This is a genomic window from Streptomyces sp. NBC_01476, from assembly GCF_036227265.1.
Taxonomy (GTDB): domain Bacteria; phylum Actinomycetota; class Actinomycetes; order Streptomycetales; family Streptomycetaceae; genus Actinacidiphila.
Window position 1 is genome coordinate 6,516,900 of record NZ_CP109446.1, and the last position, 22,964, is coordinate 6,539,863.

Annotated in this window: 17 protein-coding genes; 8 read left to right on the plus strand and 9 right to left on the minus strand. The window is 73.1% G+C overall.

From position 1 onward, the window contains the following. Positions 1-69 precede the first annotated feature (69 nt). Positions 70-1,188 (plus strand): ribosome small subunit-dependent GTPase A, encoded by a 1,119-nt coding sequence (gene rsgA, locus OG552_RS28495; protein WP_329137731.1) that lies wholly within the window; start codon positions 70-72, stop codon positions 1,186-1,188. A gap of 82 nt (positions 1,189-1,270) precedes the next feature. On the opposite strand, the gene OG552_RS28500 is transcribed toward rsgA, so the two are convergent. From OG552_RS28500 to OG552_RS28515, 4 genes are all read right to left on the minus strand, one after another. Continuing rightward, positions 1,271-1,402: a hypothetical protein gene (locus OG552_RS28500; RefSeq protein WP_329137733.1), complete on the minus strand. Its 132-nt coding sequence runs from the start codon at positions 1,400-1,402 to the stop codon at positions 1,271-1,273. Positions 1,403-1,605: 203 nt separating this feature from the next. Beyond that, on the minus strand, positions 1,606-2,646 hold the full coding sequence (locus tag OG552_RS28505) for a LacI family DNA-binding transcriptional regulator (protein WP_329137735.1): 1,041 nt from the start codon (positions 2,644-2,646) through the stop codon (positions 1,606-1,608). A 195-nt stretch (positions 2,647-2,841) separates the two neighbouring features. Continuing rightward, positions 2,842-3,324: a DUF456 domain-containing protein gene (locus OG552_RS28510; RefSeq protein WP_329137737.1), complete on the minus strand. Its 483-nt coding sequence runs from the start codon at positions 3,322-3,324 to the stop codon at positions 2,842-2,844. Between the two features lie 47 nt (positions 3,325-3,371). Then, positions 3,372-4,355 (minus strand): helix-turn-helix domain-containing protein, encoded by a 984-nt coding sequence (locus OG552_RS28515; protein WP_329137739.1) that lies wholly within the window; start codon positions 4,353-4,355, stop codon positions 3,372-3,374. A gap of 2,067 nt (positions 4,356-6,422) precedes the next feature. Here OG552_RS28515 and OG552_RS28520 point away from each other — a divergent pair. Next, positions 6,423-7,328: a protein phosphatase 2C domain-containing protein gene (locus tag OG552_RS28520; protein ID WP_329137741.1), complete on the plus strand. Its 906-nt coding sequence runs from the start codon at positions 6,423-6,425 to the stop codon at positions 7,326-7,328. 46 nt (positions 7,329-7,374) lie between these two features. After that, positions 7,375-9,120, plus strand: coding sequence for a pyruvate dehydrogenase (locus tag OG552_RS28525; RefSeq protein WP_329137743.1), 1,746 nt, complete (start codon positions 7,375-7,377; stop codon positions 9,118-9,120). 114 nt (positions 9,121-9,234) lie between these two features. Here the strand turns inward: OG552_RS28525 and OG552_RS28530 are convergent, their stop codons facing one another. Next, positions 9,235-12,066, minus strand: a complete 2,832-nt coding sequence (locus OG552_RS28530; RefSeq protein ID WP_329137745.1) for a fascin domain-containing protein — start codon at positions 12,064-12,066, stop codon at positions 9,235-9,237. Between the two features lie 246 nt (positions 12,067-12,312). Here OG552_RS28530 and OG552_RS28535 point away from each other — a divergent pair, with 246 nt between their 5' ends. Then, positions 12,313-12,816, plus strand: a complete 504-nt coding sequence (locus OG552_RS28535; protein ID WP_329137747.1) for an ATP-binding protein — start codon at positions 12,313-12,315, stop codon at positions 12,814-12,816. A gap of 119 nt (positions 12,817-12,935) precedes the next feature. Here the strand turns inward: OG552_RS28535 and OG552_RS28540 are convergent, their stop codons facing one another. Beyond that, positions 12,936-14,036, minus strand: a complete 1,101-nt coding sequence (locus OG552_RS28540) for a DUF2637 domain-containing protein (RefSeq protein ID WP_329137749.1) — start codon at positions 14,034-14,036, stop codon at positions 12,936-12,938. A gap of 178 nt (positions 14,037-14,214) precedes the next feature. Next, a complete protein-coding gene (locus OG552_RS28545; RefSeq protein WP_329137751.1) occupies positions 14,215-15,051 on the minus strand; it encodes an iron-sulfur protein in 837 nt (278 codons plus the stop codon). Between the two features lie 67 nt (positions 15,052-15,118). On the opposite strand from OG552_RS28545, the gene OG552_RS28550 reads away from it, so the two are divergent. After that, complete coding sequence (locus OG552_RS28550) at positions 15,119-15,820, plus strand: GntR family transcriptional regulator (RefSeq protein WP_443071209.1); 702 nt, start codon at positions 15,119-15,121, stop codon at positions 15,818-15,820. Positions 15,821-16,103: 283 nt separating this feature from the next. Here the strand turns inward: OG552_RS28550 and OG552_RS28555 are convergent, their stop codons facing one another. Continuing rightward, positions 16,104-16,853, minus strand: coding sequence for a hypothetical protein (locus tag OG552_RS28555; RefSeq protein WP_329137755.1), 750 nt, complete (start codon positions 16,851-16,853; stop codon positions 16,104-16,106). 240 nt (positions 16,854-17,093) lie between these two features. Then, positions 17,094-18,836, minus strand: a complete 1,743-nt coding sequence (locus OG552_RS28560; protein WP_329137757.1) for a PucR family transcriptional regulator ligand-binding domain-containing protein — start codon at positions 18,834-18,836, stop codon at positions 17,094-17,096. Between the two features lie 328 nt (positions 18,837-19,164). Here OG552_RS28560 and OG552_RS28565 point away from each other — a divergent pair, with 328 nt between their 5' ends. From OG552_RS28565 to pucD, 3 genes are read left to right on the plus strand one after another with little or no spacing between them, the layout of a single operon-like run. Further along, positions 19,165-20,049 (plus strand): FAD binding domain-containing protein, encoded by an 885-nt coding sequence (locus OG552_RS28565; RefSeq protein WP_329137759.1) that lies wholly within the window; start codon positions 19,165-19,167, stop codon positions 20,047-20,049. Beyond that, positions 20,040-20,531, plus strand: coding sequence for a (2Fe-2S)-binding protein (locus OG552_RS28570; protein ID WP_329137761.1), 492 nt, complete (start codon positions 20,040-20,042; stop codon positions 20,529-20,531). The genes OG552_RS28565 and OG552_RS28570 overlap by 10 nt, the downstream gene beginning before the upstream one ends. Continuing rightward, the gene (pucD, locus tag OG552_RS28575; RefSeq protein ID WP_329137763.1) at positions 20,528-22,921 is read left to right on the plus strand and encodes a xanthine dehydrogenase subunit D; all 2,394 of its coding nucleotides are present in this window, start codon (positions 20,528-20,530) and stop codon (positions 22,919-22,921) included. The genes OG552_RS28570 and pucD overlap by 4 nt, the downstream gene beginning before the upstream one ends. Positions 22,922-22,964: the final 43 nt, after the last annotated feature.

A 22,964-nucleotide genomic window follows, 5' to 3' on the forward strand; every position in this document is an offset into this window, starting at 1 on the left:
ACTCACTCTTCTCTCTTCTGGCGCGCGTGGGCGCGTGGTGTGCCGGGGCCCTGTTCGAAGGGTTTTCCGTTGTCTTTCTCTTTTCTCTCGGCTTCTTCGCATGCCCTCGTGCCCTATGGGTGGGACGACGTGTGGGAGGCGGAGTTCGCCGCGCACACGGCGCCCGGGCTGGTGCCCGGGCGGGTGGTGCGGGTGGACCGGAACATGTGTGATGTGTTCACCGCGGACGGCATCGTCCGGGCCGACACGGCGATGGTGATGCCGTCCGACCCGATGAGGATCGTCTGCACGGGTGACTGGGCCGTGCTGGACCCTGGGGACAGCGACCCGCGGTTCGTCCGCAAGCTGCTGCCGCGGCGGACCCGGTTCGTACGGTCGACGTCCTCGAAGCGGTCCGAGGGGCAGGTGCTGGCCGCGAATCTGGATCACGTGGTGGTCTGCGTGTCCCTCGCCGCCGAGCTGGATCTGGGCCGGCTCGAACGCTTCCTGTCGCTGGCGTGGGAGAGCGGCGCGCAGCCGGTGGTCGCGCTGACCAAGGCGGACCTCGTACCGGACACCACGCATCTGCTGGCCGACGCGGAGGCCGCCGCGCCCGGCGTGCGGGTGGTCGTGGTGAGCGCGGCCGACGGCACCGGCCTCGACGTGCTCGCGGGGGTGCTCGACCGGGGCAGCGCGGTGCTGCTCGGCCAGTCCGGCGCCGGCAAGTCCACCCTCACCAACGCCCTGCTGGGCAGTGAGGTGCAGGAGGTACAGACCGTCAGGGACGCCGACGGGAAGGGCCGGCACACCACGACCACCCGGGACCTGCTGCCGCTGCCCGGCGGCGGGGTGCTGATCGACACGCCGGGGCTGCGCGGCGTCGGGCTCTGGGACGCCCAGTCCGGGGTCTCCCAGGTCTTCGCCGAGATCGAGGCACTCGCCCGCGACTGCCGCTTCCACGACTGCTCGCACCAGAGCGAGCCGGGCTGCGCCGTACTCACCGCGCTGGAAGAGGGCGTCCTGCCGCACCGCCGGCTGGAGAGCTACCGCAAGCTGCTGCGGGAGAACGCCTGGATCGCCTCACGCACCGACCAGCGGCTGCGCTCGGAGATGCGGCGCGAGTGGAAGCAGCGGTCGGCGGCCGGCCGGGAGATGTACGAGCGCAAGCGTGGCGGGGGCGGAGGTCACCGCCACGGGCGCGTCTACTGACCCGCTGCCGGGGTGAGTCACGGCGACGGCCGTCGGTCCCAACGACGGCCGCCGCTGCCCGGGGGTGCCGGGCGGGCGGACCTCATCCGGCCCCGCCGCCGCGGCCGTGCCGGCGCCGCACCGCGATCGGGCTGCCCGAGCTCCAGAAGGAGCCGATGACAACGGCGACCACGAGTGCGACGATCACGATCCCGAGAATCACGCTGTAAGCCATGCCGAACCCTCCTCGCCACGCGCGCGGTCTTCACCGCACCATCACGTTCGCTACGTGCCCGTGACATTCCCGTTGCGCGGTGTTTCCAACCCACAGCCGGGTGCGAGGAGTTCGCGGGGGCCGGGACAGGCCCCGCGAAGCGGCCAGGGAGCAGGTCAGAGGGAAGGGTCCAGGGGCCCCAACAGGGCTCCTGGGCAGGCGGCTTACGCCGAGGCCCGCACCACCACCTGGGTCGGTGTCACGATCGAGGACAGTGCGGGCACCTCCCCCTCGGGGCCGGCCACCGGTGGGGCCACCCGGCGCAGCAGCAGCCGCGCCATCATCCGGCCCATCTCCTCGATGTCCTGACGGATCGTCGTCAGCGGCGGGTCGGTCCACTCGGCGACCGACACGATGTCGTCGAAGCCGATCACCGCCACGTCCTCGGGCACCCGCCGCCCCCGGTGCCGCAGTTCCCGCAGCGCGCCCGAGGCCATCACGTCGGAGGCGGCGAAGACCGCGTCCAGGTCGGGCCGGCGCTCCAGCAGCTCGGCCATCGCCCGCGCCCCGCCCTCCGGGGTGAAGTCGCCCTCGACGATGAGCTTCGGGTCGATGTCCGGCAGCACGTCGCGGAAGCCGTCGAGCCGGTCGATCGAAGCGGTCTGGTCCAGCGGACCCGCGATGTGCGCGATCCGGCGCCGGCCGAGGCCCTGCAGATGGCGTACCGCGTCCTGGGCGCCGCCCCGGTTGTCGCAGTCGACATAGAGCGTGTCCGCGTCCGACCAGCTCGGCCGGCCGCCGATCACCGTGGGCACCCCGGCCTTGCGGGCCATCACCGGCAGCGAATCGTCGCTGTGCAGGGAGAAGATCAGCGCACCGTCCACATGGCCCCCGGCCAGATACCGGCCCACACGGCCGTAGTCCGCCGCGCCCTCCGTCAGCAGCAGCACCAACTGATTGTCGTGCGCGGTGAGTTCACGGCTGATGCCGCGGACCTGCTGGGCGAAGAACGGGTCGGTGAAGAAGCGGGTCTCCGGCTCGGCGACCACCACGGCGATGGCGTCGTTGCGCCGGGTGACCAGGGTGCGGGCGGCCTGGTTGGGTACGTAGCCGAGCTCGTCGACCGCCTGCCGGACCCGTTCGGCCAGCGGCGCCCGTACGCCGTCGCTGCCGTTCACCACCCGGGAGGCGGTCGCCCGGGAGACGCCGGCCCGTGCCGCCACCTCCTCCAGGGTGGGACGGGGCGCGAAGGTGGGGTCGGACACGGAGGGCTCCTCGGCGCACGGATAACAGAAATTCCCGGGTGAATTTCGGTGGACACAGCGTATCCGGTTACCGGGCGGAGTGTGAGAGCGCTCTCTGGGTTGCTCCGGGTGGTGTTCCACCCGCTACGGGACGGCAACCGCGGGTGGTGGTGCGGGCGGCACGGGCGGTTACCGCGGTGCGGGACCCGGCCGGGGTCAGCCCGCCGCCACCGCGCCCACCCACGCCCCCGCGACCAGCAGGCAGCTGAGGAGTTCGACCAGCACCGAGCCGCCCACCGTCCGCATCACCCGGCGTGTCGCCGACCAGGCCGAGCGGTGGCTGCCCAGCCGGGCGCGTTCGATGGCGTAGATCGTGGCGGTGAAACCGAGCGGTGCGCCGAGGACGGGCAGCACGCAGAAGCCCGCGATCGCCGCCCCGCTCGCGGTGAGCACCATCCGCCAGTTGACCCCCGAGTCGCGGATCCGGCGCGGCGGCATCAGCCGCAGCAGCACCTGGGTCAGCGCGAGCAGCGCGGTGGCCCCCGCCAGGACGCCCCAGGTCAGCGTGGTGTGCTGCAAGGTGGCCCACCAGAGCACGGCGGCCCAGCAGAGCAGCGTCCCCGGCACACCGGGGGCCGGTACGCAGACCAGGCCCAGCAGCATCACCGCGCCGATCAGGCACACCTGTGCGGTCCCCATGAGGCCAACCCTGCCCGAAGAACCTTGCGGGCGCCCGCCCGGGGTGCTCAGAACCGGGCCACCCAGCCGCGCTCGTACGCCTGCCAGCCCAGTTGCAGCCGGGTCGCCACTCCGGCGATCTCCATCAGCCGCTTTACCCTGCGCTGCACCGTCCGCAGGCCCAGGTCGAGCTGCTTGGCGACCGAGGCATCGGTGAGACCGGCCAGCAGCAGGGAGAGAATCTGCAGGTCGGTGCCGTCCGGCTGGTCCGGGAGGTCCTCGGCGACCAGGCCCGCGCCTTCGAGGCGGAGCGGTACCGCCTGCCGCCAGACGCCCTCGAAGAGCCCCATCAGCGATTCCAGCAGCCCGCTGGCGTGCACCACCAGCGCGGCCGGCTCGGCGAGCTCGCGGGTGAGCGGGACCAGGGCAGTCGTCCGGTCGGCCACGACGAGTTTGGTGGGCACCCGGTCCACCACCCGTACCTGCTCGTCGCGGCCGAGTGCGGCGGCCAGTTCGGTGAGGCCGTTGGCGCCGGTCACCACCTCGCGCTCCACCACGACGCGGTAGGTCACCCCGCGCCTGGCGGCGTCCTCCTCGGCGTCGTTGTCCGTCCCGCTGATGGCGACCGGGCGGTCGGTGACCAGCGCGCACACCTCGCTCTCCGCGCCGAACTGCAACTGCAGGAACCGCTGGGAGACCGCGTGGGCGCCGGTCACCACCTCGATCAGGTCGTGCACGGCCGGCTCGGTGGCCTCCGCGCGGAACTCGGCGCTGAGCACGGCGGCGGCCAGGTCGGCCTGTTCCAGCTCATGGCGCCGGCGGGTGAGCAGGGCGGTGAGCGCGACGCCCGGCGGCGCGGCGACCCAGCGGGCCGGCCGGGCCGACGAGCGCGCGACCAGGCCGTGGCCTTCGAGCCGGCGCAGTATCCGGGCGGTGTCGTCCTCGGGCAGGCCGAGGCGGTGCGACAGATCACCCACGTCGGCGGCGCCGAGGGCCACCAAGGCGCGGTACGCGGATTCCTGTACGTCGTCCAGGCCGATGGCGCCGAGCAACGAAGTCCCCCTCGTTCCTTGTTCTGGTGCGGGCGGTGCGGGTGTGCGGTGACGCGGGCGGTACGGGTCGTGCGGGTGCGGTACGGGTCCTGCGGCGGTGCCGGACCTGGCGGGAATGAGCCACGGCGGTTTTCCGCCGTGGTCATCTTCTCTCTGCCGCGGCGGGTTCTGCCACTGTGATCGGCGCCGCATGTGCGATCAGCACGGTCCGGGGAAGGCATGCGGCCGGACCGGGGCGGCCCTGACTGTGGGGGCAGGGCCCGCCCCGGCGTTTCGCGTTTCCCGTCGGCCCGGGCGGTGGACAATAAGGGCATGAGCCAGCAGGGCGACGCACGCGGGAGTCAAGAGGACGACTGGTGGCGGCAGTTGTACGACGCGGAGACCGCGTCCGGCGGTCCGTCCGCTGCCGGTCCCGATCCGGGAAGGAGTGCGGGGCCCGGCGGTGAGGCCGTCGACGCGCACTTCGACTCGGCGCTGAACGCCATGTCGCCGCCGCCTCCGCCACGGCCCGAGGCGATGCGGTTGCGCCGCCCGACGGCGCCCCAGCCGCCGCCTTCGTGGCCCCGGCCGACCCGGGAGGCTCCACCCGCACCGCGCCATGGGGACGGATCGGCACCGGTCCGGTCCGGGCCGGAGGCCCAACAGGGCGGGGAGCGCGAGCAGTTGGACCCGTGGGCCGCGCCACCCACCTTCGAGGTGGAGGCACCGGCGGTGTCCGTGCCGCGGCAGGCTGCGGAGCCGCCGGCGCCCGTCCGTGAGCCCGAACCCTCGCCCTGGGACCCGTGGTCGGCGGCGCCCACCTTCGGCGCCGGGGAAGAGTCCGAGGCCGAGGCCGGCTCCGGGCCAGAGGCGGACGGGGACGTCGGCGAGGAGGACGAACCCCGACCGTGGGACGCGTGGTCGGCCGAGCCGACGTTCGGCGGGCGGGAGGCGCCGGCCGAGCGGACGTACGAGCCGCCGCCGGCTCAGCCCTGGGAGGCGTGGGTCGCCCCCCGCTCCCCGGCGAGGCCCACGGCTCCGCCCCCCGCGGAAGAGTGGGGACCCCCACCGGAGACCCCGCCCGCACAGGACCCGGCAGCCCCCTCCGCCGAGCCCGCCGCCCCGCCCCGTGCCGAGCAGCCGCCCGACCCCCGCCTCACCCTCCCGGCGGAACCCACTGCGGAAAACGCTGCCCCTCCAGCGTCCGACCCCGCGCCCGCACCGGCCGCCGAAGCCGGCCCGCTTCCGACGAGGGACCCCGCCCCGTTCGCCCCGCCCGCCCCCGGCGGGCCTCCGGCGCCCGCGCCGGTTGCGGAAGCCGGCCCGCTTCCGGTGCGGGACCCGGGCCTGTTGCCCGATCCGGCCCCCCGGGAGGCGCCTGCGTCCGGCCCTGACCCGTTCCCCGCATCGGCCCCCGGCGGGCCCCTGACGCCCGCTGAGGAAGCCGGCCCGCCTGCGGTGGGGAAGCCCGAGCCGTTCGCCGCGCCCGCGCCGGCTGCGGAGGCCGGCCCGCTTCGGGTGCGGGACCCGGGGCCGTTGCCCGATCCGGCCCCACAGGAGGCCCCTGCGGGCGTCCCCGCCCCGTTCCCCGCATCGGCCCCCGGCGGGCCTCCGGCGCCCCCGCCCCCTGCGGCGGACTTCGCGTCTCCGGCGGGGGACTCCGGCCCCTTCGCCCCGTCCGCCCCCGGCGGGCCTCCGGCGCCCGTGCCGGCTGCGGAGACCGGCCCGCTTCCTGTGCGGGACCCGGGGCCGTTGCCCGATCCGGCCGCCCAGAAGGTCCCTGCGTCGGGCGACGACCCGTTCACCGCGCCCGTGCCCGCTGTGGAAGACGTCGCTCCTCCAGCGGGTGACGCCGCGCCCGCGCCGGTTGGGGAAGTCAGCCCGTTGCCCGATCCGGCGCCCCCGGAGGCGGTGGCGTTCCGTCCGGGGCGGCCCTACGTGCCCTCCCCCTCGGGTGCGTCCCCCTTCGTGGCCGGCCCCGAGGGGGAGCCCGGGACCGGGTCGGGCGAGGACACCACTTCGCTCACTCCCGTGCGGCGGGAAACGGAGCGGCCCGGGTGGGGGGAGACCGGGTTCGCGGAAGGGGACGTGCGGTGGGCGCCGGAGTTGCCGCCCGGGTGGGAGCCGGCCTGGGAACCGCGGGAGCCGGTGGGGGAGCCCGAGGTGGTGGGCGGCGGCCCGCCCACCTATGGCGCCGAGCCGTCCGCCTGGCCGGAGGCGGACCCGGACGCGCTGGACGGCCTGGTCGCCGACACCGTGCTGGACGGCGCCCAGTACGGACGCCTGACGATCAGAACCGTGGCGCTGCGCGGCGACTCCGCCCGGTACCGGGGCCGGCCCCGCAGGGACGCGCTGCTCACCGCCCGGTTCGGCGCCGGCGACGACGCGCTGCTGCTGGTCGCGATGGCCAGCGGCGCGCGCGGGGCGGACGACGCGCACCTGGCCGCGCAGGACGCCGTACGGTGGATCGCCGGCGCCGTCGGCCGCAGCCGGGCCCGGCTGGCCGACGACCTGCGCGGCGCCCGGCGCGGCTCGCTGAAGTCCGGACTGCACCGGCTCACCGACCGCTGCTACGGACGGCTGCGGGCCCGCGGCGAGGATCTGGGCCTCGACGAGGGCACGTACACCGCCTCGCTGCGCTGCCTGCTGCTGCCGACCGACCCGGAGAGCCGGATCCGGCTCTTCTTCGGCGTCGGGGAGGGCGGCCTCTTCCGGATCAGGGACGGGGCCTGGCAGGACCTGGACCTCGCACCGGACGAGACCTCCGCACCGTTCCGGTTCCGGGCCACCGTCGCCCAGCCGGGTGACGCGCTGCTGATGTGCAGCGGCGGCCTGGCCGAACCCCTGCGCGGCGAGCCGGAACTGGCGGTGCATCTGGCGGCCCGCTGGGGAGCGGGGAAGGTGCCCGGCCTCGCGGCCTATCTGGCGGATACACAGACCAGGGTGAAAGGCTATGCCGATGATCGTACGGCGGTGACGGTCTGGGATGCCTGAGCGCGTCCGGGATGCGTGACCCCTGTCCCTGTGCGGAGATGGGTACATGGCGAAGCAGACGGTTGCGGAGCAGTTCATCGATGTCCTGGTGCGCGCGGGCGTGCAGCGGCTCTACGGGGTCGTCGGCGACAGCCTCAACCCGGTGGTGGACGCGGTGCGCCGCAACCGTTCCATCGAATGGGTGCACGTACGGCACGAGGAGACCGCCGCGTTCGCGGCCGGCGCCGAGGCGCAGCTGACCGGGAAGCTCGCCGCGTGCGCCGGCTCGTGCGGCCCGGGCAACCTGCATCTGATCAACGGGCTCTACGACGCGCACCGCTCGATGGCGCCGGTGCTCGCCCTCGCCTCGCACATCCCCAGCAGTGAGATCGGCACCACGTACTTCCAGGAGACCCATCCGGACCGGCTCTTCCAGGAGTGCAGCCACTACAGCGAGCTGATCTCCAACGCCCAGCAGATGCCCCGGGTGCTGCAGACCGCGATCCAGCACGCGGTCGGCCGCGGCGGCGTCTCGGTGATCAGCCTGCCCGGCGACATCGCCGCCCACGAGGCGCCGCAGTCGGCCGGTGAGCACGCGCTGGTGACCCGGCGGCCCTCCGTCCGCCCCGGTGACGCCGAACTCGACGAGCTGGCACGGCTGGTGGACGACGCCTCCCGGGTCACCCTCTTCTGCGGCAGCGGTACGGCCGGCGCCCACGACGAGGTGATGGCCTTCGCCGAACGCGTCAAGTCCCCGGTCGGGCACGCGCTGCGCGGCAAGGAGTGGATCCAGTTCGACAACCCGTACGACGTCGGGATGAGCGGACTGCTCGGCTACGGCGCCGCCTACGAGGCCATGCACGAGTGCGACCTGCTGATCCTGCTGGGCACCGACTTCCCGTACAACGCCTTCCTGCCGCACGACAACGTGAAGATCGTCCAGGTCGACGTGCGGCCCGAACACCTCGGCCGCCGTTCGAAGCTGGACCTGGCGGTGTGGGGCGACGTGGGGGAGACGCTGCGGTGTCTCACACCCAAGGTGCGCGCCAAGACGGACCGCAAGTTCCTCGACCGGATGCTGAAGAAGCACAGCGACGCGCTCGAAGGCGTGGTGAAGGCGTACACCCGCAAGGTCGAGAAGCACCTGCCGATCCACCCGGAGTACGTGGCCTCGGTGCTGGACGAGGAGGCCGCGGACGACGCGGTGTTCACCGTCGACACCGGGATGTGCAACGTGTGGGCGGCGCGCTATCTGACGCCCAACGGCAAGCGGCGGGTGATCGGTTCGTTCTCGCACGGCTCGATGGCGAACGCGCTGCCGCAGGCGATCGGGGCGCAGTTCCTCGACCGGCGCCGGCAGGTGGTCTCGATGTCCGGCGACGGCGGTTTCGCCATGCTGATGGGCGACTTCCTGACCCTGGTGCAGTACGACCTGCCGGTCAAGGTGGTGCTCTTCAACAACTCCTCACTGGGCATGGTGGAGTTGGAGATGATGGTCGAGGGGCTGCCCGCCTACGGCACCACCAACCGCAACCCGGACTTCGCCGCCATCGCCCAGGCGTCCGGCGCCTACGGGGTGCGGGTGGAGAAGCCCAAGGACCTGCGCGGCGCCCTGCGGGACGCCTTCCGGCACAAGGGCCCGGCGCTGGTGGACGTGGTGACCGACCCGCACGCGCTCTCCATCCCGCCGAAGATCACCGGCGAACAGATCGGCGGCTTCGCGCTGTCGATGGGCAAGATGGTGCTGGACGGCGGTGTCGGCAAGATGGTCCAGCTGGCCCGCTCCAACCTCCGCAACGTGCCGCGCCCCTGACCGTGCCGCAAAAGCGCCACAAAAGCGACGCCGGCCGCGCCGCGGCCCGCACACGCGACTGCCGCGCCCGTGAACTTCACCACGGGCGCGGCAGATTGAGCTGCTGACGGAGCGTCAGTCGTTGATCAGGTCGAACTCCTCCCAGGGTCCGATCGCGGTGCGGTTGGCGATCAGCGCCGAGGCACCGGCGTTCTCCGCCGTGACGTAGTCGCCGTTGATCTTCGCCTTGAGGCTGACGCTGCCGTCGCCGTTGTGGATCAGCTGGAACTGCTCCCAGTCGCCCACGGCGTCCACCTTGGCCAGCAGCGGCGCCGCCCCGGCGTTGTCGGCGGTCACGTACTTGTTGTTGGCGTGTGCCCGCAGGGCGATGTAGCCGCCGCCCTCGTCGATCTGGTCGAACTGCTCCCACTGCCCGATCGCGGTGCGGTTGGCGATCAGTGGCGAAGCGCCGGCATTGTCGGCCGTCACGTAGTCGCCGTTGGCGTGCGCGCGCAGGCTGATCACGGAACCGTTGCCGGGCACCGTGCCGCCGTTGCCGTCCAGGCCGATCTGCCGGCTGCCCAGATGCTTGGCGGCGGTCGCCGGAGCACCGGAGACCTGGGCGTACGGCAGCGCGGTGGTGAGGCTGCCGGTCCGCTCCACCAGGTAGGAAGTGCCGGAGCTGACGGGGACGTTGATGCTCGCGGCGGTGGTCGGGGAGACCACGACGGCGTTGCTCGAGCCGTTGACCACCTCGATCGACTGGCCGGGCCAGGGGTTGCGCACCTTCATGGTCTGGGTGGTGCCCGCCTGGATGGCGACGGTGACCGGGGTGCCGCCCTGGACCTGCACATCGACCTTGGTGTTGCCCTGGACCGAGACGGTGCCGCTGACGTCCCAGCCGGCCGGCCAGGCCGGCGCGATCCGCAGCGTGCCGTCGTAGTCCTGCACCAGGGCCTCGTTGAGCGCGGTGGCGACGCCGGAGACCTGCTCGATGTAGGACTCGGTGCCGACCGTGGCGCCCAGGTCGGCCAGGCCGCTGATGTAGACCTGATGGTCCTGGGTGATGGACACCAGCTTCGCCGCGACCTGGTCGGCGAGCCCGAGCCTGGCCGCGTCGATGGCGTCCATGCTCCAGTCGTTGCCGCCGGTCACCGCACGGTGGTTGTAGGAGCGCACCCCCAGGTCGTGCAGCGCACCCGGGTCGTCGGTGATCAGGTTGTACGGCCAGACCGGTTCCAGGTCGATGTTCTCGCTGTTCCTGATCTGCGCGGTCGGCTGGTACGAGTACGCGATGATGTCGTTGTTCGACGCGTCCGCCGACGGCGGCAGCACCTGGGTGCGGTTGTAGTCGGTACGCGGCCAGTCCGGTATCTGACCCTGCGCGGTGGTCAGCTGGGAGATCAGCGCGCTGTCCCCGGTGTTCAGCAGCTGCGCGGCCTTGATCACCACCGGGAAGAGCGCGGCGTCCGCGGCCAGGTCGGTGGTCGGGTCCTGCACCGCCCACTGCGTCTCGTGCGCGTTGGCGACCGCGTGCAGCTTTCCGTCCGAGCCGACCTTCTGGTAGGCGAGCAGGAAGACCGCGGAGTCCTTCAGCAGCGGGTAGTACGTCCGCAGGAAGTTGAGGTCACCGGTGTCCTGGTACTGCTGCCAGATGTAGAGGCTGATCTCGGCGCCCGAAGTGACGTTGAGCGCGTTCCAGTTGGGGCTGCCGGGCTCGCTGCAGGCCGAGTTCTGGCCGGCCCCCGGGTCGCCGCCGTTGCCGTTGAACCGCATCACCTCGGGGACACAGGCCCCCGGCAGGCCGCCCATCTGCTGCTTGGTCCACGCCTCGATGCCGGGCAGAGCGTTCTGGTACAGGTTGAAGATCGGGATGTTGAGCGCGAAGTTGCCGCTGCTCATATTGGCCGAGATCTGGGTGCGCAGATTCCACAGCCAGGTCTCCGAGGGGGTCCAGTTCTGGTGGTCCTGGCCGAAGTTGAACATGTCGGCGGCCCCGGCCTGGCTGCCCGGGATGGTGCCGCGCATGGAGGCGGCCTCCATGAACAGGTAGAGGGTGCGCAGCGACTCCATGTACTGGGCCTGGCCGTCGGCCGAATTGGCCTCCAGAACACCGGTGTTGGCCCAGAAGTCGGCCCACCAGGACTGCTGGGACGACAGCAGTGACGACTCGGCGGCGGTGGGATCGGAGCCGAGCAGATTCGCCGCGGTGGTGGCCGCGTTGCCGCCGGTCCACACCGGCGAACCCACGACGACCCGGAACGAACCGTCGGTGTTGGGCGTGAACGTGGTCCGCACCTGGGTGGAGTTGACCACCGACGAGGTCACACCGCGACCGCCCGCGGTGATCGCGGCGAGCGAGCCGAAGGTGCGGTCGGAGTGCCCGGGCTGGGAGTTGTCCACCCAGGTCTCGGCGAGAGTGCCGGTAGCACCGGATACGGCCGCTGTGGGGGTCCGGCCGGACCACAGGCTGACGGTGGCAGTCTGCTGGGCGTTGGGGTTGGCGCCGGTGACGTCGACGATCAGTTCGTCCTTGGTCGCCGACACCCAGGCTTTGAGCGTCATACCGCCGCCGGACTCGTTGAGCACCCCGGTGTAGACGTCCAGGTAGCCCTTGAAGTCACTGGCGCCGGTGAGTGCCGACAGGCCCGGTATCTGCACCTGGCCGGGCGACTTGCGGTCGGGCAGCGTGTCCGCCCGGTTGAGCTGGGCGGTGAATCCGCCGGCCGCCCAGGCGGCCACCCCCAGCGAGCCGTTGCCCAGCGGCAGCGACTGGGCGGCGGCCGTGTTCGGGGCGCCCAGCACGATGTCGGAGCGGCGGATCACATTGGGGGTGTCGACGTGGAAACTGCCGTTCTGCCAGGCGGTGGTGGCGGTGGCCGCCGCGGCCGGCTGGGAAGAAACAGCGGGTACGAGCAGTCCGGCCGCAAGAAGTGCGGCGGCTGCGATGACGGGTGGTCGGACCATTCGGAGACCTCCGAATGTGCGGTGCTGTGAGGACACGGCCCCTCCCGAGGCAACGGGAATACGACACAGGCGGCGCAACATCCATGAAACACAGGGGATGAGTGCGCCACACAGTGGCGTCCCGGACCGACCATGTCAAGGGAAGAATCGGCAATACATCGGACGTATAAGGCGAGTTGCTGGAGATCTGGTCTGAACCAGCCAGTGACTTGGCGCACAGACGACTGGACGCGTCCGGGGCGGGGCATGCCTATCGGCAGGGGAAGAGTACGGCCGGATCGGGGGAAGCCGACGGATACCACCGGGAACCGTTTACGACACGCGGTACGGCGGGCGGACCTGCCGGCCGTGTCCGAAACACGCGGGCTGCTCCGCGACCACCTGCGGCGCTGGGGTGTCCCCGCGCTCTCGGACACGGCGGAACTGCTCGCCAGCGAACTGCTCACCAACGCACTCCAGCACACCGGCGGCGGCGCGGTGCTGACCGCCACCTTGACCCGCCGCCCTCAGCACCGGCTGCGGGTGGAGGTACGGGACTCCGCCGCCCGGCGGTCCAGGCTGCCGGGGGCGGGCATCTCCGCCAAGCCCTCCGCCGTCGGCGAGTACGCCACCTCAGGACGGGGGCTGATCCTGGTCGAGGCGCTCGCCGACGACTGGGGAGCGCAGCCACGGGGCCGCGGCAAGGTGGTCTGGTTCGAACTGGCCGCGGACGCCGGGCCGGTGGCCGGCGCGGACACGGACGCGGCCTGACCGCCGGGCCCCCGGCCACCGCGCACCGGAAGACGCAAGCGGCGCGGCCCCGGGGAAGTCACCTCCCACCGGGGCCGCGCCGCCCGGATCCGTCCGCCGGATCCTGTCACTGCTTCGGCTCAGCCGAACTGCCGCTCCAGGTCCTGGAGTTTGCGCTCCAGCGAGTCCAGCCGGGGCAGCGTCAGCGTGTCGTCCTCAGCCGTCAGATCGACGGTGAACGGCGACGCCGCCTCCACCGCGGTGGACGCGCCGTGATCGGCGGCGGCCTCCTCGCGGACCGGCTGCAGCGCCGGCCGGGCCCGTACCGGCAGTTCACCGGCCGGGAGTTCGGCCGATGGCCCTATGGCAGGCTCCGATGCGGCCTGACCGCCGCCTGCCGCGCTCGCCGCGGGCAGCTCCACCTGCCGGCCGCCCCGGCCGCCACCGCGCGGCCACGGCCGGTGCTGGCGGTTGAAGGCCTTTATCCGGGCCCGCTCCAGACGGTCGTGGTCCCGGCGGCGCAGCGCGTTGTGCTCACGCTGCCGCTTGTCCTCCCGGACCTCCTCGACCGCCTCGTCCAGCGACCGTACGTTCTCCAGCAGCATCAACGACCAGGCACCGTAGGTCTCCCGGGGCGCCCGCAGCCAGCGCACCATCCGGATCTGCGGCAGCGGACGCGGCACCAGGCCCTGCTCGCGCAGCGCGGCCCGGCGAGTCTGCTTCAGCGCCCGGTCGAAGAGCACCGCCGCGGAGAGCGACATGCCCGCGAAGAACTGCGGGGCGCCGGCGTGGTCGATGCCGCGCGGGGCGTGCACCCAGTTGAACCAGGCCGCGGCGCCGGCGAAGAGCCACACCAGCATGCGCGAGCCGAGGGCCGCGTCGCCGTGGCTGGCCTCGCGGACCGCGAGCACGGAGCAGAACATGGCCGCGCCGTCCAGGCCGAACGGCACCAGGTACTCCCAGCCGTTGGTCAGGCCGAGGTTCTGCTGACCGAAGCCGACCAGGCCGTGGAAGGAGAGCGCCGCGGCGACCGCCGCGCAGCAGAAGAGCAGCACGTACGACGCACTGCCGTAGACCGCCTCCTTGCGCCGGCGGCGCTCCTCGCTGCGCTCCCACGAGTCGGCCTCGTCCGCCCCGCCCGTGGTGCGGCGGTTGCGGAACACGACGGCGCAGGCAACGAGAACGACCAGGCCGACGATGCCCGAGATCGTCCAGTTCAGCGATATGTCGGTAAGTCTCATGTGCGAATCCTCGTGTCGCTTCCGTCGCGCTCGGGGTCGTGGACCGGTTGACGACCGCCATCATTGCGAAGAGCGCGGATACGTGCAGACGTTATGGCACAAGAGCACGCGTACGGTGACCTGTCCTCGAACTCTCGTGCCAGAACAGCTGAGTTGATCGAGATCGTAGCGTGACGGCTCAGGCTGCCGTCGCCCGGCGGTCGATACGGTCCGGATTGCGGTCCCGCGGGCAGCCCGCGCAGGGGGCGGTGGGACTGATGGTGTAGAAGAGACAGCACGAGAGGCGCTTCCGGGTTGCTCCGGCCGTCTGACGTACGGGAATTGACGGAGAGTCGGCTTCTGCAGGTGATGCGGGTACGGCGGTGAAGGCGGCGCCGCCGGCGAACGGAGCGGTGCCGCCCGGCAGCAGCGCGGTCAGTTCGGCCACCGCGCGGTCCGCTTCGCCGAGCGACCGCCCGACGTACCAGAGCCCTTCGGCGACCTCGTCGGTCGCCATGCCCCACAGCGCACGCGGCCCGCGGCGCAGCAGCGGCCGGAACGCGGTGAGCACGGGGGTGAGATGTCCGGCGAGCGCGGCGCGCAGTTCACGGCGCAGCGCCGCTTCGCCGGGGACGGGACGGGCCCCCGGCAGCCGCGCCGCCGGGTCGTCCGGCAGGCATACGAAGTCGCGTACGCGGACGGTGATCCGTCCGGTGGCCGGGTGGGCGGCCACGGCGGTGACGGGCAGCAGCGGCACGCGGCGGCGCAGGAACCACGGCGCGGTGAAGAGCAGGCAGGCGGGCCAGAGGTAGCGGTGCAGGGCCAGTGTCGCGGCCACGTCGGGCCGCGGCGCTCGGCCGTGTTCGCGGGTCAGCCGGTCGGTCTCCCGCGCCACGTGGGCGGTCAGCGCGGGGCCGCCGCGGGCCAGCTCGTCCGCGGTGATCCAGCCGGCGCCGCCGCGGGGGGCGGCGGCGCTGATCTTCAGGCCGGGGTGGACGGCGGCGAGCCGGGCGTAACTGGAGGTGATCGCTTGCATGGCAAGGCTTACCTTAGCCACGGGAACGGGGGTTTACCCTGACCCCAGTACGCCACCCGGGTGACGGCTGGCGGAATCCTCGGACACGGAAGGGACCTCGGTGGATCAGGCCGCGCACACCGGGGTCCCGGCCCCCCGCGAGCCGCGGCTGCCGGAGCGGCTGTCGGTACGGGACCAGGTGCTCGACGGGCTGCGGGCGGAGATCGTCGGCGGCGGGCTGGCGCCGGGGTCGGTGCATTCGGCGCCGGCGCTGGCCGAGCGGTACGGGGTGTCGGCGACGCCGGTGCGGGAGGCGATGCAGGTGCTCGCCCGCGAGGGGGCGGTCGAGGTGCTGCCGAACCGGGGGTTCCGGGTGGCCGAGCGCACGGCGCGGGATCTGGCGGAGCTGGCGCAGGTGCGGGCGCTGCTGGAGGTCCCGGTGGTGCTGGCGCTGGCCAGGTCGGTGCCGTCGGGGCGGTGGGAGCGGTTGCGGCCGCTGGCCGAGGAGACGGTCGCGGTGGCGGCGCTCGGGGACCGGGCGGCGTACGCGGAGGCGGACCGGGCCTTCCACCGGGCGCTGCTGGAGTTCTCCGGCAACCTTCAGCTCGTCTCGGTCGCGGAGGAGTTGCACCGCCGCGCCCAGTGGCCGCCGGCGGGGCCGCGCGGGCCCGGCACGATTCTCGCTGACGCGACCGAGCACGGGGTCCTGCTGGAGGCGTTGATCGCCGGCGACGTCCGGGTTGTCGAGTCCCTCGCCCGCGAGCACTTCGCCGGCTCCACCTGGCGCTAGCCTCCGGCGGCACCCCCGAACCCCCGTCCGCGGTGCGTCCCCGGGGCCCTGGCGGCGCGCCCCACGGCCTTGCCCGCGCGTGGCGTTCTCCCGGCGGGCCCGGGGGGCGCGGACAGGACTTTCGCGTCCCAGCGTCGTCGTCCGCCTGTGCGGGTCCGGCGGAGTCCGGTCCGGCCCGGGGGTCGTCCGCGCGTGGCGTTCTCCCGGCGTGGCCGGTGGGGCGCGGACAGGGGTGGGGGCCGGCCGCGGTCGGTGGCGTTCTCCCGGCGGACGGTGGGGGCGGTCAGAGGGTGAAGGCGGGGGAGAGCCAGGCGGGGATGTTGCCGAGGAGGGTGTAGAGGCGGGCCGCTTCCGCGCGGAGGGCCGCGGCGGTTTCGTCGGGTTCGAGGTCGGCGAGGGCGAGGAGGGCCGGCGCGGTGCCGACGAGGTGGCCGAGGGAGACCCGGATCCGCAGCGACTCGGCGAAGCCGTGCCTCGCCTCGGCGAGGTCGCCGTCCGCGGCGGCCAGCCCGGCCAGGTGCCGCCAGGTGAAGGAGGTGAGGAAGGTGTCGCCGTGGGCCACCGCCCCGGCGTGCGCACGGCGGTAGGCGGCCCGCGCCGCCGTCGGGTTCGCCGCGATGTTCTCCGCGACCAGCCCGCGCCGGAAGTCCAGCAGTGGCCGCCCCGGCGACCCGGGGGAGAGCAGCGCCGCGCTCCGCCCGAACGCCGACCTCGCCTCGTCCGCCCGGTCCCGTACCGAGAAGAGCGTCGCCCCGTACGCCAGATAGCCCCGCTCCGAGGCCGCCGCCCCCCGCTCCTCGTCACTGGCCGCCAGCGCCTCGGCCACCCGCAGCGCGTCCTCCGCCTCGGCCCACCCCTCCAACTGGTAGAAGCACCCCTCCACCAGCAGCTCCGCTCTGCTCAGCGCGGCCCCCGCGTCGTCCTCGCAGAAGGGGGCGAGCAGCGCCGCCGCCTCGGACCAGCAGCCGCGTGCCCGCAGCCGCCACACGTCCGGTACCCCGACCACAGATGCCGACAGGGCGGTCTCCGCCACAGCCTCTCCCCCAAGCGCGTCATCGAGCCAGTGTGAGCCAGGCAACTCCGTGCCCGCCCGCACGTGTACGCGCGTGCGGGCCGCCGACCGTGAGTTGACCTCCGGATGTCCGTCAGTCGACAACCAGTGGCCGAAGTCCAGCACGGGGAGGGGGCCCGCGCCAAGGGGTCGGAGATCACTTCTTGTGAATGGGATCACTAATGCGGCGGCTGGCTGTACCCCGCACACGGTGGTAAAGCGTCAGCTCATCCGCAGTGCGAGGAAGAAGTCCAGCTTGTCCTCCAGCCGGGCCAGGTCCCGCCCGGTGAGCTGCTCGATCCGCCCGATCCGGTAGCGCAGCGTGTTGACGTGCAGGTGCAGCCGGGTGGCGCAGCGGGTCCAGGAGCCGTCGCACTCCAGGAACGCCTCCAGCGTCGGGATCAGCTCGGCCCGGTGCCGCCGGTCGTACGCCCGCAGCGGGTCCAGCAGCCGCGCGGTGAAGGCCCGGCGGACGTCGTCCGGCACGAACGGCAGCAGCAGGACGTGCGAGGCCAGCTCCTCGTGCCCGGCGACGCAGACCCGCCCCGGCCGCGCCGCCGCCACCCGGCGGGCGTGCCTGGCCTCCTCCAGCGCGCCGCGCAGCCCCTCGGGGGAGTGCACCGCCGCGCTCACCCCGACCGTCAGCCGGCCGTCCTCGCCGAGCCCGCGGGACATCGGCCCGCGCAGCTGCGCCAGCACCCGCTCCGCCACCAGCGGCACGGGCGGCGCCGCGGCGCCGCCCTCCGGGCCGGCCGGCTGTTCCGTCGCTCCCACGGCCCCCGGCACCCCCACAGCGACAGGCGACCCCGGCGCCGCCCCCGCCGTACCCCGCGCCGGCAGCAGCGGCACCAGCGCCATCGCCGTGCCGTCCGCGTGCGCCACCGCGATCCGCTCGGCCGCGGCCGGGCCGGCCTCCGCCGGGTCGGCCAGTGCCTCCTCCAGCAGCGCCTGGGCGACCGGACCTGACGCCGCCTCGCCGCCCGACCAGTCGACCCTGGCCACCACGATCTGCCACTGCGGCACCGCCCCGGCACCCGGCACCAGCACCGGCGCCGCCGCCCGCAGCCGGGCACCGGTCTCGGCCGCCGGGGCGCCGCCGCCGAGCAGTTCGAAGACCTCCGTGGCCAGCCGCCGCCGTACCGTGCGGGCCGCCTCGCGCCGGTCACGTTCCACCGCGATCAGCTGGGTGACGCCGTGCAGCAGGTCGAGCCGCTCGGCCGGCCACTCGCCGGCGTCCGCCGCCACCGCGAGGAACCAGTCGGAGAGCACCGTGGCCCGTACGTCCGAGGTGCCGTCGCCGGCCCGGACCGGGAAGAGCGAGTACGTCCGGCCGCCCTGGACCGCGACCCGGTACGGCACCGGGCGGGCGGTACGGGCCGCGGCCTGCCCGGCGCCGGCCAGCTCCGCCCGCAGCGCGGCGGGCAGTGGCCGCTCGGAGCCGCCGATCTCCCGGCCGGTGGCCGACAGCACCCAGGCCCGCAGGTCCAGATCGGTGCCGAGCAGATCGAGCACCGCGTCCGGGCCGCTGCTGCCCGGTCCTGAGGACATCAGCCGCCGGTGCCGGTCGACGACCGCCGCCAGGTCGCCGGCCCGCTCGGTGGAGACCTGCCGGACCACGTACTCCGTGATGGTGGCGAAGGAGACCTGCTCGTTCACCGCGAAGAGCGGCAGCCGGTTGCGGGCGCAGGCGGCGATCAGGTCGCCCGGGATCTCGGCGTGATCCGCCTCGCCTGCCGCGAGGCCGGCCACTCCGGCGCCGGCCAGGTGCCGGACGAAGGGGTCGGAGTCGGCCGGGGAGTGCCACCAGGCCAGGCCGGTGAGCACCAGTTCGCCGCCGGTGAGGTAACGGCTGGGGTCGCGCATGTCGGTCGTCATGACGCCGCGTACCGTACGGTCGAGTTCGTCCTCGCCGCCGAGCAGCCGCAGGCCGAGACCTTCGGTTTCCAGCAGGGCCCGCAGCCGCATCGTTGTCGCCTTGTCGTGAGCAATCCGTGCGCATCCCAGGGTGACGGGGGAGCCGTTCCATCGGTATTGCCGGTGGGATGCCGCCAGGTTTCGGAGCGGCTCCTTTCAGAGGAATCTACAAGACACGGCTGCTGACCGGCCCGGCCCTTCATGGTTTCGGTGACTGCACCCGAACGGGCGCTCCGCCGTGTACTGGGCCGTGTCCGCGTGCATTGCTCAACAGGAGGAGATCTTCCGCACTCCTCGAAGCGACCCTCCGTCCCCTCACCTTCACGTCCCCTCCGCGCCCCATTCGCGTCCCCTTCGAGAATCCGAGAAGAGACCCCCCATGGACTTCCTGCGCCCCGCCGGCTGGGAGGAAGCGCTCGCCGCGAAGGCCGCGCACCCCACCGCCGTGCCCATCGCGGGCGGCACCGATGTCATGGTCGAGATCAACTTCGACCACCGCAGGCCGGAGTACCTGCTGGACCTGAACCGGATCGGCGAACTCCAGGAGTGGGAGGTCGGCGCGGAGACCGTACGGCTGGGCGCCGGTGTCCCGTACACCCGCATCATGGAGGCGCTCCGCACCGAACTGCCCGGGCTCGCGCTCGCCGGGCACACCGTCGCCTCCCCGCAGATCCGCAACCGCGGCGGTGTCGGCGGCAACCTCGGCACCGCCTCCCCGGCCGGTGACGCCCACCCGGCGCTGCTGGCCGGCGGCGCCGAGGTCGAAGCGGTGTCGGTCCGCGGCACCCGGATGATCCCCATCGACGACTTCTATGTCGGTGTGAAACGCAACGCGCTGGCCGCCGACGAACTGATCCGCGCGGTGCACCTGAAGAAGGCGAGCGGCCCGCAGCAGTTCTCCAAGGTCGGCACCCGCAACGCCATGGTGATCGCGGTCTGCGCCTTCGGCATCGCACTGCACCCCGAGACCCGGACGGTACGCACCGGCATCGGCTCGGCCGCGCCCACCCCGATCCGCGCGAAGACCGCAGAGGAGTTCCTGGCCGCCGCGCTCGACGAGGGCGGCCTGTGGGAGAGCCGGGGCGCCGTACCGCCGTCCGTGGCACGGCAGTTCGCCGATCTGGTGGCCGGTGCCGCCAACCCGATCGACGACGTGCGCGGCACCGCTTCCTACCGCCGGCACGCACTCGCGGTGATGGCCCGCCGCACCCTGGGCTGGACCTGGCAGGAATACCGCGGCGAGAGGAGCGCGTCATGCGCGTGAACTTCACGGTCAACGGCCGCCCCCAGGAGGCGGACGACGTCTGGGAGGGCGAGAGCCTGCTCTACGTGCTGCGCGAGCGGCTCGGCCTGCCCGGCTCCAAGAACGCCTGCGAGCAAGGCGAATGCGGTTCCTGCACGGTCCGCCTGGACGGCGTCCTGGTCTGCTCGTGCCTGGTGGCCGCGGGCCAGGCGGAAGGACGGCAGGTCGACACCGTCGAGGGACTTACCGGCGAGAACGGCGAACTGGGGACCCTCCAGCAGGCGTTCGTGGACGCCGGCGCGGTGCAGTGCGGCTTCTGCACCCCCGGACTCCTCGTCGCCGCCGACGAGTTGCTGGAACGCAACCCCGAACCCTCCGACGGCGACATCCGCGAGGCCCTGTCGGGCAACCTGTGCCGCTGCACGGGCTACGAGAAGATCCTCGACGCGGTCCGGCTGGCCGCCGCCCGCGCGGAAGCGGCGGAAGAGGCGGTGCGACCGTGACGACCAGCGGCATCACTCCCACCCCCACAGGGCTGACCCAGGGCGCCGCCACGAAGGGCGGCATCGGCGAGTCCACGCTGCGTCCCGACGGTGTCCTCAAGGTCACCGGCGAGTTCGCGTACGCCTCCGACCTCTGGCACGAGGACATGCTGTGGGGCTACACCCTGCGCAGCACCGTCGCGCACGCCACCATCGTGTCCATCGACACCGCCGAGGCACTGGCCACCTCCGGGGTCTACGCCGTGCTCACCTACGACGACCTGCCCACCGAGGTCAGGCACTACGGCCTGGAGATCCAGGACACCCCGGTGCTCGCCCACGGCAAGGTCCGCCACCACGGCGAACCCGTCGCGCTGGTCGCCGCCGACCACCCGGAGACGGCCCGCAGGGCCGCCGCCAAGATCCGGATCGTCTACGAGGAGCTGCCCGTCATCACCGACGAGGCGTCCGCCACCGCGCCCGGCGCGGTGCTGGTCCACGAGCACCGCGACGACCACCACTTCCCCCACGTCACGCACCCCAACATCCTGCACCGTCAGCCGATCGTCCGCGGCGACGCCGAAGCGGCGGCGCGGCGGGCGGACGTGATCGTCACCGGCAGTTACGTCTTCGGCATGCAGGACCAGGCGTTCCTCGGCCCGGAGTCGGGGCTCGCGGTCCCCGCCGAGGACGGTGGCGTCGACCTCTACGTGGCCACCCAGTGGCTCCACGCCGACCTGCGGCAGATCGCGCCGGTGCTCGGCCTGCCGGAGAGCAAGGTCCGCATGACGCTCTCCGGTGTCGGCGGCGCCTTCGGCGGCCGGGAGGACCTGTCGATGCAGATCCACGGCTGCCTGCTGGCGCTGCGCACCGGCAAACCGGTGAAGATCGTCTACAACCGCTTCGAGTCCTTCTTCGGCCATGTCCACCGGCACCCCGCCAGGCTCTGGTACGAGCACGGTGCCACCAAGGACGGCAAGCTCACCCACATGAAGTGCCGGATCGTGCTGGACGGCGGCGCGTACGCCTCCTCCTCCCCGGCCGTGGTCGGCAACGCCGCCTCACTCTCGGCCGGCCCGTACGTCATCGACGACGTCGACATCGAGGCGCTCGCCCTCTACACCAACAACCCGCCGTGCGGGGCGATGCGCGGTTTCGGCGCGGTCCAGGCGTGCTTCGCCTACGAGGCGCAGATGGACAAACTGGCCGCGCGGCTCGGCTTGGACCCGGTGGAGTTCCGGCAGCGCAACGCCATGGAGCAGGGCACCATCATGCCGACCGGCCAGCCGGTCGACTCGCCCGCACCCGTCGCCGAACTGCTGCGCCGGGTCAAGTCCCGTCCGCTGCCGCCGGAACGGCAGTGGGAGGTGGCCGGCGGCGCCTCCGACGTCCGCGCCCTTCCCGGCGGACTGTCCAACACCACCCACGGCGAGGGTGTGGTCCGCGGCGTCGGCTACGCGGTCGGCATCAAGAACGTCGGCTTCTCCGAGGGCTTCGACGACTACTCCACCGCCCGGGTCCGGATGGAGGTCGTGGGCGGTGAACCGGTGGTCACCGTGCACACCGCGATGGCCGAGGTCGGTCAGGGCGGCATCACCGTGCAGGCCCAGATCGCCCGCTCCGAACTCGGCGTCGCCCAGGTGACCATCCAGCCCGCCGACACCCGGGTCGGCTCGGCCGGCTCCACCTCCGCCTCCCGGCAGACGTACATGACCGGCGGCGCGGTGAAGAACACCTGCGAGGCGGTACGCGAGCAGGTGCTGGAGATCGGCCGCCGCAAGTTCGGCACCTACCACCCGGCCTGGGCAACCGCCGAACTCCTGCTGGAGGGCGGCAAGGTGGTCACCGACGGCGGTGAGGCGCTGGCCGCCCTCGCGGACGTGCTGGAGGGCGAGGCGGTCGATCTGGAACTTGAGTTCAGGCACCGCCCGACCCAGGCGTTCGACCTGCGCACCGGCCAGGGCAACGGCCATGTGCAGTACAGCTTCGCCGCGCACCGGGCGGTGGTCGAGGTCGACACCGAACTCGGCTTGGTCAAGGTGGTCGAACTCGCCTGCGCCCAGGACGTCGGCAAGGCACTCAACCCGCTCTCCGTCATCGGCCAGATCCAGGGCGGCACCACCCAGGGCCTCGGCGTGGCGGTGATGGAGGAGATCGTGGTCGACCCGCGGACCGCGAAGGTCCGCAACCCCTCCTTCACCGACTACCTCATCCCGACCATCCTCGACACGCCGGACATCCCGGTCGACGTCCTCGAACTCGCCGACTCCCACGCCCCGTACGGGCTGCGCGGCGTCGGCGAGGCGCCCACCCTCTCCTCAACTCCGGCCGTCCTCGCCGCCATCCGGCAGGCCACCGGTCTTGAGCTGAACCGGACCCCGGTCCGACCGGAACACCTGACCGGGTCGTAGCACCCCGGCGTCCGGGGCACCGCGGACGGGGACCAGAGGGAGT

What these genes read in the sequence shown, in the direction of transcription:
- OG552_RS28535 (WP_329137747.1), top strand. Translation starts at nt 12,313, where the DNA reads ATGCCTATCGGCAGGGGAAGAGTACGGCCGGATCGGGGGAAGCCGACG.
- OG552_RS28500 (WP_329137733.1), bottom strand. Translation starts at nt 1,402, where the DNA reads ATGGCTTACAGCGTGATTCTCGGGATCGTGATCGTCGCACTCGTGGTC.
- OG552_RS28530 (WP_329137745.1), bottom strand. Translation starts at nt 12,066, where the DNA reads ATGGTCCGACCACCCGTCATCGCAGCCGCCGCACTTCTTGCGGCCGGA.
- OG552_RS28565 (WP_329137759.1), top strand. Translation starts at nt 19,165, where the DNA reads ATGGACTTCCTGCGCCCCGCCGGCTGGGAGGAAGCGCTCGCCGCGAAG.
- OG552_RS28540 (WP_329137749.1), bottom strand. Translation starts at nt 14,036, where the DNA reads ATGAGACTTACCGACATATCGCTGAACTGGACGATCTCGGGCATCGTC.
- OG552_RS28570 (WP_329137761.1), top strand. Translation starts at nt 20,040, where the DNA reads ATGCGCGTGAACTTCACGGTCAACGGCCGCCCCCAGGAGGCGGACGAC.
- OG552_RS28545 (WP_329137751.1), bottom strand. Translation starts at nt 15,051, where the DNA reads ATGCAAGCGATCACCTCCAGTTACGCCCGGCTCGCCGCCGTCCACCCC.
- OG552_RS28525 (WP_329137743.1), top strand. Translation starts at nt 7,375, where the DNA reads ATGGCGAAGCAGACGGTTGCGGAGCAGTTCATCGATGTCCTGGTGCGC.
- OG552_RS28510 (WP_329137737.1), bottom strand. Translation starts at nt 3,324, where the DNA reads ATGGGGACCGCACAGGTGTGCCTGATCGGCGCGGTGATGCTGCTGGGC.
- OG552_RS28560 (WP_329137757.1), bottom strand. Translation starts at nt 18,836, where the DNA reads ATGCGGCTGCGGGCCCTGCTGGAAACCGAAGGTCTCGGCCTGCGGCTG.